Source organism: Pseudoalteromonas aliena SW19, from assembly GCF_014905615.1.
GTDB lineage: Bacteria > Pseudomonadota > Gammaproteobacteria > Enterobacterales > Alteromonadaceae > Pseudoalteromonas > Pseudoalteromonas aliena.
Genome location: NZ_AQGU01000025.1, coordinates 1,156,403 through 1,173,153 on the forward strand (window position 1 = coordinate 1,156,403; position 16,751 = coordinate 1,173,153).

The window sequence follows — 16,751 nt, forward strand, 5'->3', positions numbered from 1 at the left end:
GGAGAGTAACCATGATTAAAAAAACATTATTGCTAATCGCACTTAGCCTATGCCCCATTCAATGTGCATTAGCAAACGTAACCTATACCAACGCGGTATACGAGCAACAAAAGATAGCTGATTTGAGCGCACTACCTAAAAGTTTGAATTTTACGGTAATAGGTGATTGGGGTCATAATGGCCATTTTGATCAAAAAGAGGTCGCCCACCAGCTAGAAATAGCGATGTATCAAACGGATGGAGATTTTATTATTTCAACCGGTGATAACTTTTACCCCAATGGCATTGCAAGTATTAACGACCCACTTTGGCAAAGTGCATACGAAGATATTTATCACGGCCCTCACACATTTGAGCCTTGGTATGTGGTGCTGGGCAATCACGACTATTTAGGTAACGCACAAGCACAACTTGATTACAGCAATAAAAGTCAGCGCTGGAATTTACCTGCACGCTATTACAGCAAAACCTTTACTTTAAAAGATGGCGAGCAAGTATTAATGGTATTTTTAGACACTAATCCATTAAATCCAGAATACAAAACACGCGAAAAATATAAAGCAACACAAGCGCAAGACGGCCAAGCACAATTAACATGGCTGAATAACCAATTGGCTACCAGCAAAGCACGCTGGAAAATAGTTATAGGCCACCACCCGCTTTATAGCAGCGGTAAACGTTATGGACTAAATGAAAAATTGCGTAATTTACTTGAGCCTATACTTGAGCAAAATGGTGTTCAAGCATACATAGCTGGGCATGAGCATGATCTTCAACATAACCAGACAAAAAACAGTAAACTCGCGCATTTTATATCCGGCGCAGGTGGCAAAATACGTAATGTAAAACAACGTAAATTTACGCGTTTTGCAGAAGCCACACCAGGATTTTTGAGCTTTTCAATAAACGATAAAGTACTAAAAGTAACCGCTATAAATTATAAAGGCGAAGTGCGTTATAGCACCCAAAAGCGCTTTGACCAATAAAGGGTAATACCATGAATTTTAAATTAAAAACACCTCTTAGCCTAATTGTAAGTGGCCTAGTATTTAGCGCGTTAAGTGCTTGTAATAATAGCGTTACTACGCATTCAGCGGTACAAAATACAGCGTCCCAAGCTGTCATTGATAATACTGAGTTTGGTCCAACAAATAATATGCAAGGATCACAAGCTGCATGGTTAAGTAATAATAACTGGTTACTAACAAGTAAAATCAAAGGTTTGGTGATTGCTGATAGCACAACGCAACAAAGTAATATTATTAAAAAAGGTAACTTTGAAGCGCTTTCTATTAGTCAATTAACCGCGAGCTCGTTTTTAGTCGCTACAATCGATAACAACCAAGATAACGTAATTATATTCAAACTAGAACAACATAAAACTAGCTGGAAAATCACTGAGGTTACACGTATCGCACCGCCACAAGCGCGACCAGATACAGTATGCTTATTTGCAAATAAAGAAACTGGGGCAATATCAGCATTTGTACCCGATGTACGCGGATTAATTACAGAAACCATTATTTTTAATACCATAAATAATAAAGCGCTTAATATAAATGTACGTGAATTTTCAGGCGTAAATGAAGCGTCTGGCTGTGCGGTAAGTACGGCGACTAATACTTTATTTGTAAGCGAAGGCGAAATAGGTATATGGGCAATAAATGCCAATGCTGAATCGAAAGCAAATAAAAAGCCAATCGCTTTAGTGGCGCCTTTTGGTGCACTAAACGCCGAGCTGGGTGCCCTATCAACGTCATCTGATGGGATGATTTGGTTTACCAGCACCGAAAATAATCAAGTCTATGCGTATGATCCAATCAGCAAGGCTTTAAAAAACTGGACGCTAAGCGGAGGCTTAAGCTTGGAGTCGGTAGCAATAAATTACACAAGCAATAGCACTGCAACTGCCATATTATATAACGACGAAACGGGTGTTTATATGCAAAGCTCGCTACCTGTAACGCCTATTAATAACTCATTAAAAACAAACGTACAATCAATCACTAAAATTAAAGCCAGCGCACAAACGACTCCCGTGAAAGCTTTTGGTGATGCAGCAGACGATCCAGCAATTTGGATCAACCCTAAAAACACAGCAAACAGCTTGATTTTAGGCACAGATAAACGCCGTGGATTAATGGTGTATAACCTTAATGGCAAGCTTGAACAGTCACTTGAAGTGGGCCGTTTAAATAACGTTGATCTGCGCCAAAATAACACTATTAAAAACAACACAAATACATTAATAACGGCCAGTAACCGTAGCCTTAATAGTATTAGTGTATTTACCGTACAAGCCAGTAACAATATAAAACATATCACTGATATTCCAACTAATCTTAATGAAATTTACGGTTTATGTATGTATTCATCAGGCACTGGTAATTATGTATTTGTAAATGATAAATCAGGGCTTTATCAGCAATATAAACTTAATGAAAATGGCGATAATATTACCGGTAAACTAGTTCGTGAGTTTAGCTTACCCAGCCAACCTGAAGGCTGTAGTGCCGATGATAAACTAGGGCAATTATTCGTAGGCGAGGAGGATGCTGGCATTTGGTTTATTGGTGCAGAGCCAACGGCAGGAATAACGCCCACTTTACTGCAAACAGTAAACGAGCAGCTCATTGATGATGTTGAAGGCATGGAGATTTATCATGGCGACAAAGCCCGTTACCTAGTTGTTTCGAGCCAAGGTGATGACAGTTATGTGCTTTATAAAATAAATGGTGATGATCAGGGCGTTACAGCACCAAGTTTAGAGTTTGCGGGAAAATTTAGCGTTATAAGTGATTTGTCTCGCGGTATTGATGGCGTATCAGAAACCGATGGATTAACCGTTACGGCTAAACCCTTACCAGGTTATCCTGAGGGCATTTTAGTTGTACAAGATGGCTATAACCGACTACCACAACAACCGCAAAACTTTAAAATAATAGATTGGCGAGAGGTTAAAAAAGCAATTAAGTAGTGCTTATTTAACCTGAACTCTCGTTAAGATATTTATATCCTGTAGTTCAGGTTATTTATTCAGATATTTAAAAGGCTCATACGAGCCTTTTTTATACTATAATTTAAGCCTATAAATTGATTGAGATAATTATGCGCCTATTATTTACTTTGTTACTAATAACGATAAGTAGCTTTACTCTAGCAGAAGAAGAAAAAGTAGAGCTTCCGCCGGTCGATCCCGCATATAATGCTGAGCACGCTATGGTATTAATAAATCAAAACTCGAGTGTTTTTGCCGTTAATTTGCCAGGCTATGAGCTCCCTCATGATGTGCAAGTCGTTTATAAAGTGGATGTTTCTGATGTTCCTTTTTTGGACTTAGTCAGAGATGCAGAGCTAATTACAATTAAGCCACAACCATTTAATATTCAACGTTTAATACGAGGCGAAGAAGTCACAATTATTGCAGATGTTTATGATGGTGATTATCGGCAAGGTGGTAATAAGCTCTACACAAATAAATCGATAGTCCTGAGTAAACAGCTTTACGCGAGAGAGTTAACCGATTTAAGTGAACCATCACAATGGCAAGAATACGATATGATCACGCTAAATAATGATGGTCGTATATACATTCATAAAATAACAAAAGCACCGAGTTTCAATCATCTAATTTTTGTAGATTTAAAAAATGCCTGTTTGCAGAAGATCCGCACTTCAAAGCTCGTCCCACCTGATAGCGAACTAAACTATAAATTTGTAAACTGTGGCACCTTTAAGCCCCTTTATTACAATGCGGATGATTTTAAAAAATAGTTATACCAATCTGCTTATATATGGGGTCTATTTGACGTTAAGAAAATTACGCTAGAACTAGGCAAAATTTTTTGTATCTAGTTGTTCTAAATAAAAAATTTTTAACGACGGTATAGTGCAATTTAATTCGTTAAATTGATCAAAGATTTATGCAGTTTGGTATTATTTAACCTGAACTCTGGTTAATTAAGGATAACAATATAACTTTGAAGAATAATCTGGAGGAATAACGGAACACAAATAAAAACAGCCCAAATTCAGTCACCACCGAAATTGAGCCGTTTTTCACACTGACAACATCTTCACACACAATATAAAGATTTTTGGTTTACATTACGCGGCGCTGTAGAAAATAAAAACAACTCAAATTCTTTTTTATAGAAATAAATCCACGAACCTGAGTTGTTTTTCACACTGACAACATCTTCACACACAATATAAAGATTCTTTTAAGCGAGGCTAACTTTGCCTCAAACTTATGACAAGAGCCTTGCTCTGTGTCTATGGTTAAACTTTAGAGTGTTAGCTCCAATTTTACAAACGAGAAAAATAAACCTAACAGGTGAAAAAAACTAAACCATAGACCTTTGTCTAATACATTAAGATTGGATTACTTTAGAAGCTATCGAGTCAAGCAGTTTTACAGACACAAAAAAAGCGCTATAAAGCGCTTTTTAATATTTAAGGCGGACTTAAATAATTTGATTTTCTTTCCAGGCTTGCTCTTTTGCTAAACGGTTTTTGCGCTTATCACATGGATCATCGCAATCACAGGCTTTATCAATACCAACCGAGCCCAAACCACCACAGCTGCTTGCCATAGATTTTTTTTGCACGATCATACCAACGGCCATAGCCGACACTATCAAAATTAGTAAGCCAAAAGTAAGAAGAAAAAGTGACATTGCTTAGCCCCTATTGATCAGCAATAAATTAAGCTCAAAACATTTCTGAGCGACTGCAATTATATACCCAAATAACGTGGAAATAAACAAGCCCGCGCCTTACTATAAATAAGGTTTAAATGCAGGGCTTGAGTATGTTATTAAACCGTCTTTCGATTTAGCGATTAAATATACAGGTAAGTCATGCTCCTGAGCATAAGCTTGCGCTTTATCCATGCCCATAACGGTTAATGCTGTCGCTAAACCATCAGCTGTCATAGCACTTGGATGAAGCACGGTTACCGATACTAGGTCATGCTTAGTTGGCATTCCTGTTGTTGGGTCAATTAAATGAGTATAAATTTCGCCATTCATCTCATAAAAAATCCGGTAATCACCTGACGTTGCAATACCATTAGTACCCGGCGTTAAAATACGGTGTACTTTACGCTCTCCAGGTTGTGCATCTGGTTGCTCTATAGCTATTACCCAATCTTTATTATTTGGCTTTTCGCCTGCAATTCGAAGCTCACCGCCAATTTCAACCATGTAGTTGGTAATATTGTGGCTTTCTAATAATTGCGCCACCTTATCAATACCGTAGCCTTTAGCCGTTGCCGAAAACGATAGCTCTAAGCCAGCCACTTTTTTAGCCAAACCTTGAGCTGTTAGCGTAAGCTTATCAACGCCTATATTTTTAATCATACTAACTAACTCTTCATCGCTAGGACGATTAGTTGGTTTTTTATCTGGGCCAAATCCCCATAAATCGATTAATGGCCCCATAGTGACATCAAGTGTTTTGGTTGACTCACCTAACCGAATAGACTCAGATATAACAGCCCTAAAATCTTCACTAATCGGCATAACCTGATTTGCTGGTAATCTGTTGAATGTATTTATCTCAGAGTCTTCTATGTAAGTAGACATAGATTGATTAACATCTTTTAAAACAGCGTCTATTTGCGACTTTAATTGTGAGGCCGACAACTGAGCTTGCTCATCGTAATATTTAATATGATAAGTGGTCCCCATAGTTTTACCTTCTAAAAAGGTCTCTTTTAACTCAGGCTTTTCACCACACCCAGACAATAATAAGGTCAGTGTAATTAGCAAAAAAGCCATTATGCCTTGTGAAGTACTTACTCGATTCATAGCTGCTCTACTTAATAGATTAAAAAATTAAAGAATAAAAAAGCCTCGTAACACAAGTGCTACGAGGCTGGTATTTTAACCAAAACTAAACTGTTTTGGTATGAGTGTTAGCCACCGAAGTCATCTAGTAAGATATTTTCGTCTTCAACACCTAAATCTTTAAGCATAGTAATAACTGCCGCGTTCATCATTGGAGGACCACACATGTAGTACTCACAATCTTCCGGCGCTTCATGATCTTTAAGATAGTTCTCAAATAACACGTTATGGATGAAGCCAGTATAGCCTTCCCAGTTATCTTCAGGTTGTGGATCTGAAAGCGCTGTATGCCATACGAAGTTAGGATTCTCAGCGGCTAAGCCGTCAAAATCTTCTACGTAGAACATTTCACGTTCAGAACGTGCACCATACCAAAAGCTCATCTTACGTTTAGAGTTCAAACGTTTAAGTTGGTCAAAGATATGAGAACGCATTGGCGCCATACCAGCACCACCACCAACAAATACCATTTCTGCATCGGTGTCTTTAGCGAAAAACTCACCAAATGGACCTGAAATAGTTACTTTATCGCCAGCTGTAAGTGACCAAATGTACGAAGACATTTTACCACACGGCAAGCTAAGGTTTCTTGGCGGCGGAGCAGCAATACGCACGTTAAGCATAATGATGCCTTCTTCTTCTGGGTAGTTAGCCATTGAGTAAGCACGAATAGTTTCTTCGTCTACTTTTGACTCCAGATCGAAGAAACCAAAGTGGTTCCAATCACCACGATATTCTTCAGGAACATCGAAATCTGCATATTTAACGTGATGAGGTGGCGCTTCGATTTGGATGTAACCACCCGCACGGAACGGTACTGACTCACCATCTGGAATTTGAAGCTTAAGTTCTTTAATGAACGTTGCTTTGTTATCGTTAGAGATAACTTCACAATCCCACTTCTTAACACCGAAAATTGACTCTTCAAGCTCAATTTCCATGTCGTTTTTAACATTTACCTGACACGCTAAACGACAGCCTTCACGGGCTTCGCCTTTAGATATGTGATCAAGCTCAGTTGGCAGGATATCGCCACCACCTTCTTTAATGTGTACACGACACTGGCCACAAGAGCCACCGCCACCACATGCAGATGATACAAATATACCTGACTCAGATAATGCACTTAAAAGCTTATTACCTGCTGATGTAGTAATGGCTTTATCTTTATCACCATTAATACCGATGATGATATCACCGCTTGCAACTAACTGAGATTTAGCACCAATGATGACTAAAACCAGTAGTACAACGATAGCGATAAAAACACCAACGCCTAAGAAAATCTGATAATCCATGATTTATCCTCGCTACCTTTACAGTGAAATACCAGAGAATGACATAAAGCCAAGTCCCATTAAACCAACAGTGATGAAGGTAATACCTAAACCACGTAAGCCGTCTGGCACGTCTGAATACTTCATTTTCTCACGGATACCTGCAAGTAATGTAATTGCAAGTGCCCAACCAACACCAGCGCCAATACCATAAACAACAGACTCACTGAAGTTATAGTTACGCTCAACCATGAAAGATACCGCACCAAAGATTGCACAGTTAACTGTGATCAATGGTAAAAAGATACCTAACGCGTTGTAAAGTACTGGGAAGAATTTATCTAATACCATTTCAAGAATTTGCACTAGCGCTGCAATAACGCCAATGAAAGTTAAGAAACGTAAAAAGCTAAGGTCTGCATCAGGATAACCAAGCCACGTAAGTGAGCCTGGTGCTAACACAGCATGGTAAACCAAGTTGTTAACAGGTACAGAAATACCTAAAACAACGATAACCGCTACACCTAGGCCAATTGAAGTAGTCACTTTTTTAGATACTGCTAAAAAAGTACACATGCCTAAGAAAAATGATAACGCTAAGTTTTCAATAAAAACGGCTTTTACAAATAAACTAATATAATGTTCCACTGTGTGCCCCTTACGCTTTAGCTTCTACTTGGTCTTTCTTATAAGTACGAAGTACCCATATGAATAAACCAATGATGAAGAATGCACTCGGTGGTAATATTAATAGACCCATAGGTTGATACCAACCGCCATCTTGTACTAATGGGATAATATCAACACCGAATAGTGTTCCTTTACCGAATAGCTCACGAATGAAACCAACAGTAAGTAAAACAACAGAGTAGCCTAAACCATTACCAATACCATCAAGGAATGACATAAGTGGTGGTGACTTCATCGCATATGCTTCAGCACGACCCATTACGATACAGTTAGTAATAATTAGACCAACAAATACTGAAAGCTCTTTAGCTGTAGCATAAGAAAACGCTTGCAATACTTGGTCAACAACAATTACTAATGATGCAATAATCGTCATTTGTACAATGATACGTACTGACGATGGGATCTGGTTACGAATAATCGAGATAAAGAAGCTAGAAAATGCAGTTACTAACGTCAATGCGATTGACATAATTAACGCATTTTTTAAGCTAGACGTTACCGCTAGCGCAGAACAAATACCCAGTACTTGTAGTGCGATTGGGTTGTTAGCTAAAACCGGACCAAATAGGACCGCCTTCATTTCTTTAGTATCAGCCATTATTTCAATGCTCCTTTACGTACTTTCGCAAGGAAAGGGCCAAAGCCATTTTCGCCAGTCCAAAAGTCAACTGCATGTTCAACACCGTTAGACGTTAATGTAGCACCTGAAAGACCATCGATCTTATGCTCATTGCCGTTAGCAGTACCTTTAACAATTTGAATTGGTAGCTCTTTGCCTTGCCACGTAGCAGTCCACTGTGGATTTTGGATTTCACCACCTAAGCCAGGCGTTTCATTATGTTTGTAGAAGATAATGTTTTTAACTGTTTCGCCATCGCTCTCAAGCGAGATAAAACCGTACATTAAGCCCCATAAGCCATAGCCCTGAATAGGAAGAATGATTGCATCAATAGAGCCATCTTCTTTTTTCGAGATATACACCGGTGACTCTTTAGTCACACGTTGAATACCAGCAATGTCTTTAACGCCTTTCTCTTTTAGAGAAACACTTAGCGCTGCATCGTATTTGCTTTTTTCAAAATCAAAGATTGTTGGGTCTGTATCTACAAACTCACCTGTGGTCATATTTACAACGCGCGCTTCGATTTTAGCATTAAATGTATCAGATACATTTTCAACTTTATCTATGCCCGCAGCTGCTAAGATATTGCTTTGAATATCTTTATTTTTATTAGCTTGCTGTAAAGGACGAAGCTGTACAGAAGCAAACGATACAATAATTGCACACACTAAACATAGTGCGACAACAACTGCTAACGTTTTACCGATTGATTCGTTATTACTAGACATTACGTGCCAACCTCCGCTTGATATTAGCTTGCACTACAAAGTGATCGAACAGTGGAGCGAATAAGTTAGCAAATAAAATTGCTAGCATCATACCTTCTGGGAAAGCAGGATTCACAACACGGATAAGAACCACCATAAGACCAATTAGTAAACCGTATGCAAATTTACCTTTGTTAGTAAATGCAGCCGATACAGGGTCAGTAGCCATAAAGAACATACCAAACGCAAAACCACCCAGCACTAAATGCCAATACCAAGGCATTGCAAATACAGGGTTAGTTTCTGAGCCAACAGCATTTAATAAGAATGCCGTTGCTACCATACCTAGGAATACACCTAGTACGATACGCCAAGAAGCGATGCGAACGTAAATTAAGAATAAACCACCTACAAGTAATGCAAGTGTCGATGTCTCACCAACAGAACCTTGAATGAAACCGTAAAATGCATTCCACCATAATTCCATGTTTGAAAAATCAAGTGTGCCAACAAAAGCTTGGCCTAGCATAGTCGCACCAGAGAAAGAATCTACTGCAGTCCATACTGTGTCACCCGAAATTTGCGCAGGGTATGCGAAGAATAAGAACGCACGACCAGCCAAAGCAGGGTTTAAGAAGTTACGACCAGTACCACCAAAAATTTCTTTAGCGATTACTACACCGAATGTGATACCTAGTGCAACTTGCCATAAAGGAATTGTTGCAGGTAAAATAAGTGCAAATAATACAGAAGTAACGAAGAAACCTTCATTAATTTCATGCTTACGCACAGAAGCAAAAATCACTTCCCAAAAACCACCTACAGCAAATGTGACTGCGTAAATTGGTAGGAAGAAACATGCTCCGTAAAACATTTTAGCGCCCCAGCCCGCATTAGCGGTTAATTCACCACCAAAGAACTGAAACAGACCAACCTGCCACGAGTTTGCTAGTTCAAAACCTTGTGCTAAAGCACCTGCGGCCTGGTGACCGATGTTGAACATACCAAAAAACATAGCTGGGAACGTCGCCATCCACACTAAAATCATCATGCGTTTTAGGTCGATATTATCGCGTACGTGTGTCTTGCCTTTATTTACATAGCCTGGTGTATAAAAAATAGTTGCAGCTGCTTCATACAGTGCATAAAACTTTTCATATTTTCCACCGGCTTCAAAATTCGGCTCGATATCTTCTAGATATTTTTTTAAACCCATCTCTCTAGCCTTCCTTCTCGATCGTTGATAAGCAATCGCGCAGGATAGAACCATACTCGTATTTGCCAGGACAAACGAAGGTACATAACGCTAAATCTTCTTCATCAAGTTCAAGCGCGCCTAATGAAATTGCACTGTCTAAGTCACGTGCAATTAAGTCACGTAATAATAGCGTAGGCAAAATATCTAACGGCATTACGCGCTCGTAGCTACCAATTGGTACCATGGCACGTTTTGAACCACCTGTAGACGTTGTCATTTTAAATAAACGACTCGGTGTGAGGTGAGAAAGGAATGTACGCGTTACAGAGAATTTATCACTACCTGGTGCAATCCAGCCAAATAGTTCTTTTTCGCGACCTTCAAGTAATACAGATACTTGAACGTGGTAACGACCTAAGAACGCATTAACACCGTTTGAAGTAGCACCAGATAAAACAGAACCAGAAATAACACGGTTATCACCGTCTTCTAATTCTCCAGCAACTAAATCATCCAATGAAGCACCTAATTGTGTTTTCACTAAACGTGGGTTTTTAACACGAGGACCTGCAAGCGAAACAACACGACTTGTGTAAATTTCACCAGTAAGGAATAAGTGACCATACGCAATAACGTCTTGGTAACCAATATGCCAAACTTGTTTACTAGCAGATACAGGGTCAAGATTGTGGATATGAGTGCCTACAAGGCCAGCCGGATGCACACCACCAAACTCATGTACTTCTACTTGAGCTATAGATGAGCTAGGAACTTGACTGCCAACTTGTTTACAAACAAATACTTTCCCATCAGTCAAACGCGATACAACGGCTAAACCCGCTTCAAATGCTTGCACATTATCAGCAATAACTACCGCAGGATCTGCAGCAAGAGGATTAGTGTCGATAGCGGTCACAAAAATAGAGCTAGGATTTGCATCCACAGCCGCAACTTTGCTGAATGGGCGAGCACGAAGTGCCGTCCACTGACCAGACTGGATAAGTACTTCTTTAGCTTTTTCACGATCTAAGCTCGTAAGCTCAGTGTCAGAGAAAGAGTCAAAGGTGATTTGCTCACTGCCGTCTACTTCAATAACAACAGATTGCAGTACACGTTTAGCACCACGATTTATTTCTTTTACAACACCAGAAGCTGGTGCGGTAAATAGGACGCCTGGGTTCTTTTTATCTTCAAAAAGTACCTGGCCTTTTTTAACTTGGTCATCCATACGGATATGCATGGTTGGACGCATACCAATAAACTCTTCACCTAGCACAGCTACACGTTTGACGGGAGAACCGTCGTGAATAACTTGCTGAGGTGCGCCCTCTATGGGTAAATCCAGACCTTTTTTTATGTTGATCATACGCACTTGCACTACATTAACGGAAAGAAACTGAAAAATCGTACCAACCACGTCGCCATTTGAGCTATCCCAAGTTATTTCAATGTATAAAAGAACAACTCGCTATGAATACTAAATAAGCAACGCGGTAAAAACTCTTCACATATTGCCTTAATTTTAACATCATTGTGGGCGACTATGCGAGTCTAATTATGAAAATTATACGACAGAAACACTTATTTAGTTTTGTTATGTGTATTTAATAAAATTTAAGTTAGACCAAAGTGGTAGCTTAAGCAAAGAATGACATTTTTTAACCTCGATTGTTCAAAAAATCCCACAAAACAAAAAAGTCGCACTAAGCGACTTTTTAATTACATATTTGAAAAATATGGTTAATCGATCATATTTGTAATTGGTTTGACCGAATCCACATCTTGTTCGTAATCAACACCCTCAATACCAAAGCCAAATAAACGTAAAAACTCGCTATGGTAACCGACATAATCGGTTAACTCATCAATGCTGCTCGTATCTACTTTATCCCAAACAGCTTGAATACGTGCTTGCACATCATCTTCTAATTCTTTGTAGTTTTGAAATAAGTGGCCGCCGTCATCAAAGCGTGGGTTATCACCATATAAGTTTTCACTAAATAGTGCTTGGATCTGCTCAATTGTACCTTCGTAAGTACCATCTGCCTTCATTACTTTAAATAATGCTGAAATGTATAACGGCATAATAGGAATAGCAGAGCTTGCTTGTGTTACCACTGCATTAAGTGATGATACATAGGCTTCGCCATTTAAATCCTTTGTTGACTCTTTAATAGCAGCCGTTGCACGGTCTAAATCTTCTTTTGCTTTACCTATTGTTGCATGTCCGTATATTGGCCATGTTAGCTCTTTACCGATATAAGTGTACGCTGTGGTTTTAAAATTATCAGCTAACACATCAGCGGCTTTTAATGCCTCAATCCACATTTCCCAATCTTCACCACCCATTACTTTAATGGTGTTATCGATATCGTCTTGATTTGCTGCTTCAACGGTAATTTCGTCAATTTCGCGTTTTGACGTATTCAAGTTTTTAGTGGTTACTGCATTACCTATTGGCTTAAGTGTAGATGAGAACACTTCGCCCGTATTTGGATCTGTACGACGAGGAGACGCTAGGCTGTAAATAATACAATCTACTTTACCCAAATCTGCTTTAATGGTGTCGATTGCTTTTTGCTTGATTTCGTTTGAAAACGCGTCACCATTAATATTTTTAGACCAAAGACCTGCTTCGTCTGCTGCTTCTTGAAATGCTGCCGTATTGTACCAACCAGCAGAACCTGTTTTACGTTCAGTACCTTCTTTTTCAAAGAAAATACCGAGTGTTTTAGCACCGCCACCAAATGCAGCTGTGATACGCGATGCCAAGCCGTAGCCTGTAGATGCGCCAATAACTAATACATTTTTTGGTGCGTTTTTTAACGCCCCTTGTTGTTTTACATAGTTAATCTGCTCTTGAACATGCTCGCTACATCCCGTTGGATGTGCGTTGGTACAGATAAATCCACGAATTTTAGGCTTAATGACCATTGATGATCCTATATCTTTTACAATAAAAATTAGCGCTAGTTTAAAGGCTAATACTAAAAACACTGATCTGATCAGTTAATCACTAATCAAATGTCTTATAAAACGATTACTTAGCTAGATTTAGAACCGCCCATACAATTAGGCGAATCAGGCGCTTCGCCGCCCTGTTCGGTATACTCATCCGGTGTATAAGTATGGATAGCGAGTGCATGAATATGATTTGCTAACTCATCTTTTAATATTTCATTAATTTCACGATGGCGTTGTAACAGGCGTTTGCCGGCAAATTCTTCGCTTACCACGATAACTTTAAAATGTGACTCAGTGCCTTTGCTGTGCATGTGGCTTTCATTAATTACATTTAAATGCTTACAGGCAATTGCGCTGCTGATTTTTTCTTGAATTTGTTGCTGCATTGACATAAAAACCATTTTTGTAGTTAAGTTATATTGTTATCATAACAACTAGCCAAGCCTATTGGCTAACTAAAATTGAGCTTGTTTGATTTGCTTTATGTATCTGAACGTTAAGCTAATTCGTGGGTGAGCTAATGTAGTTTGCTTTGGGATTGCATGTTGATAATCGCGTTGACTGTCGCCATTCATGACTAAACAGCTGCCACTTTGTAACTTTAAGTCGGTTATTTTGTTTGTCGATTTTTGTTTAAGCTTTAAAACACGCTCTGCCCCAAGCGATACACACACGATAGTAGGTTGATGGCCCAGTTCTATTTCGTCATCACTGTGCCAGCCCATAGTATCGTTACCATCTCGATAATAATTAACCAATAAAGAATTCAATGGCTGATTTAAATGTTTTTCTAAGCGCTTACGCATTGCGAATAAAATATCAGGCCAAGGCTCTACTATTAATTTGCTATGGGAATACCCATATTCAAAATTATGCTCGCTAATAAAGCATTGCAGCCGAGGAATTGGGCCTGTTTTTGAATAGACAGTGACGTCGGGTTGCTGCCAAGTTAGATTTTTTTGTAAATAATAAAATAAATCGAGGCTTTTTTGCGCGCTAAGTGCCCTACTTTGATAAGAAAAGCCATTTGGTAACTGTTGGGGGTTGGCGTTTTGCCGTTGCATGTTAGAATTTACCTACATTAGTTTACTGATCAAATACCATTATGACGACACAAGCCCAACTAGGCGATAAAACATTTACTCTTGAACGCTTTCCTTTGGATCAAAAAAACCGCAGTTTACAAGCGTGGGATTCAGCCGATGAGTACCTTATCAATTATGTTAACGAACATCACCCAGATTGTCGCTCACTGCTTATTTTAAACGATAGCTTTGGCGCACTTGCTTGTAGTTTTAATCAATTAACGGTCTGTTCAGTTAACGATTCTTATATTAGCCATCAAGCTGTAGCGTATAACTTACAAATAAACAAACTATCTACGGTGCAGTTTAGCCAAATAGATAGTCTGTCTGCATTGCCTGACGACATAGATTTAGTGTTAATAAAAATACCGCGTAACGTGGGTTTTTTACAATTTCAACTAAGTGAATTAAGCGAAATACTTGCACCAGGTACACCGGTAATTGCAGCAGGTAAAACAAAAGAAATTCATAATTCAACAATAAAATCGTTTGAGCAATTTATTGGTGAAACAAAAACAAGTTTAGCGGTTAAAAAATCACGCCTTATATTAAGCACTGCAAAAGGTGGCTACAAAGCAGCTGATTTCCCTATTACTTGGCCACTTGAAGGCACTGAATTTAATATAACAAATCATGCAAATGTATTTTCACGCGATTCATTAGATATAGGTGCTCGATTCTTTTTTAATTATTTACCAGAAACTAAAAAAGAAACCAGCATAATCGACTTGGGTTGTGGCAATGGCGTTGTAGGTGTTATGGCGCTTGCTCGTTGCCCTAAAGCATCCGTTACCTTTGTTGATGAGTCATACATGGCGGTTGAGTCTGCACGTTTAAATGTAGAACAAAACATGCCTGAACAATTTGATAACTGCCAATTTATTGAAAACGATTGTTTAACTGACTTCACTCAAGACAGCGTAGATATGGTGTTGTGTAACCCTCCATTTCATCAAGCACAAGCGGTAACAGATCATATTGCATGGCAAATGTTTAAACAGGCTAAAGAGACTTTAAAGCAAGGCGGTGAATTACGTATTATCGGTAATCGTCATTTAGACTACCACGATAAACTAAATCGTATGTTTGGTAACTGTAAACTGCTAGGCTCCAATAAGAAGTTTGTAGTGCTTAGCGCAACTAAAAACTATTAGGAACGTAATGATTAAAACTATTTTTAGCCTATGTGCGCTACTTATATTATCTGGTTGTGCTAATCAGCCTAATCAGGTGATCCTTAACCCAATTTATAAAAGCGGGCAAGTAAGCACAATAAATAGTAGCTTAAGTACTAGCGTAATTGATTTACGAGGTGATACTTCAACGCTTAAGCTTATTGAATCTGATAAAACAAAAACGTTTGCCAGCCAAGGGATTACACAGTCAGTTAAAAGTATTTTAGATAGCGCGCTTAGCCGAAATGGTGCAAGCATCTCAAATTTAGCAACCGTGCGCTTTGAAGTTGATATTCATGCATTGCAAGCGGTGGTAACCGAAAAACTAGTCAGCCATACCAGCGAAGCCCAAATAGAGCTTGGTGTTCGTGTTATTCGCGCTTCAAGCAATTTTAGTAAGGTGTACCGAGGTAGTGCTAATTTAGAAGGGCCATTTGGTCACGATCGAGCAAAAATAGAAGGTCAGCTTAATAAGTTGACTGAGCAAATGATTACTCGCATTGTGTCTGATCCTGAATTAATAGAATTTTTAGAAGGTTAATTATGAAACGATTTTTTCTAGTCGGCTTAAGCCTATTTTTCAGTATTAATAGCTTAGCGGCACAAGAAGGCCGCTTTGTGCAAAAAGATAATATTTTTCCGCGCGTCGAAATCGTAACCTCAATGGGCAGTATAACTGTTGAGCTTGATCGCTCAAGAGCGCCCATTACAGTTAATAATTTTTTAACCTATGTGTCGGATAAAAGCTACCAAGGCAGTGTTTTTCATCGAATTGAGCGCGATATAGAAAATGAGCGCGATTTTGTTATTCAAGGTGGTGGCTACGACAAAGATTACGATGGCTTACATGAAAACGATCCTATTTTTAACGAAAGTGGCAATGGCTTAAAAAACGATATGTACAGCATTGCTATGGCATACCAAGACAGAGAACCACACTCGGGAACCCGCCAATTCTTTTTCAATATGGATAATAACGATCATCTAAATCCAAACAAAGATTGGGGTTTTGCTGTTTTTGGTAACGTAATGGACGGCTACGACACACTTGATAAAATTATGACTGTAGAAACAGGATTCAACGAAAAAATTAGTTATGACTTTGTACCAAAAACACCGGTTGTTATTTTAAATATTAAATTACTTGAGCAAACACCATTATAAATTTTTTAAGAGCA

General features: G+C 38.8%; 17 protein-coding genes. 6 read left to right on the forward strand and 11 right to left on the reverse strand.

The genetic code is table 11. From position 1 onward, the window contains the following. Positions 1-11 precede the first annotated feature (11 nt). From PALI_RS10795 to PALI_RS10805, 3 genes are all read left to right on the forward strand, one after another. Positions 12-986: a purple acid phosphatase family protein gene (locus PALI_RS10795; protein WP_193155826.1), complete on the forward strand. Its 975-nt coding sequence runs from the start codon at positions 12-14 to the stop codon at positions 984-986. An 11-nt stretch (positions 987-997) separates the two neighbouring features. Further along, positions 998-2,977 (forward strand): phytase, encoded by a 1,980-nt coding sequence (locus tag PALI_RS10800; RefSeq protein WP_193155827.1) that lies wholly within the window; start codon positions 998-1,000, stop codon positions 2,975-2,977. Between the two features lie 131 nt (positions 2,978-3,108). Further along, entirely contained in the window at positions 3,109-3,774 is a 666-nt protein-coding gene (locus PALI_RS10805; RefSeq protein WP_193155828.1) for a hypothetical protein, read from the forward strand. 692 nt (positions 3,775-4,466) lie between these two features. Here the strand turns inward: PALI_RS10805 and nqrM are convergent. The 11 genes from nqrM to PALI_RS10860 all read right to left on the reverse strand — a co-directional run bounded on the left by nqrM (position 4,467) and on the right by PALI_RS10860 (position 14,377). Continuing rightward, positions 4,467-4,679, reverse strand: coding sequence for a (Na+)-NQR maturation NqrM (gene nqrM / locus PALI_RS10810; protein WP_007376137.1), 213 nt, complete (start codon positions 4,677-4,679; stop codon positions 4,467-4,469). Between the two features lie 102 nt (positions 4,680-4,781). Continuing rightward, the gene (locus tag PALI_RS10815; protein WP_138584577.1) at positions 4,782-5,813 is read right to left on the reverse strand and encodes an FAD:protein FMN transferase; all 1,032 of its coding nucleotides are present in this window, start codon (positions 5,811-5,813) and stop codon (positions 4,782-4,784) included. A gap of 107 nt (positions 5,814-5,920) precedes the next feature. Next, the gene (nqrF, locus tag PALI_RS10820; protein ID WP_096793557.1) at positions 5,921-7,150 is read right to left on the reverse strand and encodes an NADH:ubiquinone reductase (Na(+)-transporting) subunit F; all 1,230 of its coding nucleotides are present in this window, start codon (positions 7,148-7,150) and stop codon (positions 5,921-5,923) included. A gap of 18 nt (positions 7,151-7,168) precedes the next feature. After that, positions 7,169-7,777: an NADH:ubiquinone reductase (Na(+)-transporting) subunit E gene (gene nqrE / locus PALI_RS10825; RefSeq protein WP_193155829.1), complete on the reverse strand. Its 609-nt coding sequence runs from the start codon at positions 7,775-7,777 to the stop codon at positions 7,169-7,171. A 10-nt stretch (positions 7,778-7,787) separates the two neighbouring features. Continuing rightward, on the reverse strand, positions 7,788-8,420 hold the full coding sequence (locus PALI_RS10830) for an NADH:ubiquinone reductase (Na(+)-transporting) subunit D (protein WP_077535711.1): 633 nt from the start codon (positions 8,418-8,420) through the stop codon (positions 7,788-7,790). Then, positions 8,420-9,172 (reverse strand): Na(+)-translocating NADH-quinone reductase subunit C, encoded by a 753-nt coding sequence (locus tag PALI_RS10835; protein ID WP_077535712.1) that lies wholly within the window; start codon positions 9,170-9,172, stop codon positions 8,420-8,422. The genes PALI_RS10830 and PALI_RS10835 overlap by 1 nt, the downstream gene beginning before the upstream one ends. Then, positions 9,165-10,367 carry an NADH:ubiquinone reductase (Na(+)-transporting) subunit B gene (locus PALI_RS10840; protein WP_007376131.1) on the reverse strand — a complete coding sequence of 401 codons (1,203 nt, stop codon included), beginning with the start codon at positions 10,365-10,367 and terminating at the stop codon, positions 9,165-9,167. The genes PALI_RS10835 and PALI_RS10840 overlap by 8 nt, the downstream gene beginning before the upstream one ends. A 4-nt stretch (positions 10,368-10,371) precedes the next feature. Continuing rightward, entirely contained in the window at positions 10,372-11,715 is a 1,344-nt protein-coding gene (locus tag PALI_RS10845) for a Na(+)-translocating NADH-quinone reductase subunit A (RefSeq protein WP_138584576.1), read from the reverse strand. A gap of 374 nt (positions 11,716-12,089) precedes the next feature. Continuing rightward, positions 12,090-13,283, reverse strand: a complete 1,194-nt coding sequence (gene fabV, locus PALI_RS10850; RefSeq protein WP_193155830.1) for an enoyl-ACP reductase FabV — start codon at positions 13,281-13,283, stop codon at positions 12,090-12,092. Between the two features lie 110 nt (positions 13,284-13,393). After that, complete coding sequence (locus PALI_RS10855) at positions 13,394-13,705, reverse strand: BolA family protein (RefSeq protein WP_138584574.1); 312 nt, start codon at positions 13,703-13,705, stop codon at positions 13,394-13,396. Positions 13,706-13,768: 63 nt separating this feature from the next. Then, positions 13,769-14,377 (reverse strand): alpha-ketoglutarate-dependent dioxygenase AlkB family protein, encoded by a 609-nt coding sequence (locus tag PALI_RS10860; RefSeq protein WP_193155831.1) that lies wholly within the window; start codon positions 14,375-14,377, stop codon positions 13,769-13,771. 41 nt (positions 14,378-14,418) lie between these two features. Here PALI_RS10860 and PALI_RS10865 point away from each other — a divergent pair, with 41 nt between their 5' ends. Genes PALI_RS10865 through PALI_RS10875 form a run of 3 tightly spaced genes read left to right on the forward strand, consistent with a single transcriptional unit; the run spans position 14,419 to position 16,737 of the window. Next, positions 14,419-15,552, forward strand: a complete 1,134-nt coding sequence (locus PALI_RS10865; protein WP_193155832.1) for a methyltransferase — start codon at positions 14,419-14,421, stop codon at positions 15,550-15,552. Positions 15,553-15,559: 7 nt separating this feature from the next. Continuing rightward, entirely contained in the window at positions 15,560-16,114 is a 555-nt protein-coding gene (locus PALI_RS10870; RefSeq protein WP_193155833.1) for a YajG family lipoprotein, read from the forward strand. A 2-nt stretch (positions 16,115-16,116) separates the two neighbouring features. Further along, complete coding sequence (locus tag PALI_RS10875; RefSeq protein ID WP_193155834.1) at positions 16,117-16,737, forward strand: peptidylprolyl isomerase; 621 nt, start codon at positions 16,117-16,119, stop codon at positions 16,735-16,737. The last annotated feature ends 14 nt before the right edge of the window (positions 16,738-16,751 follow it).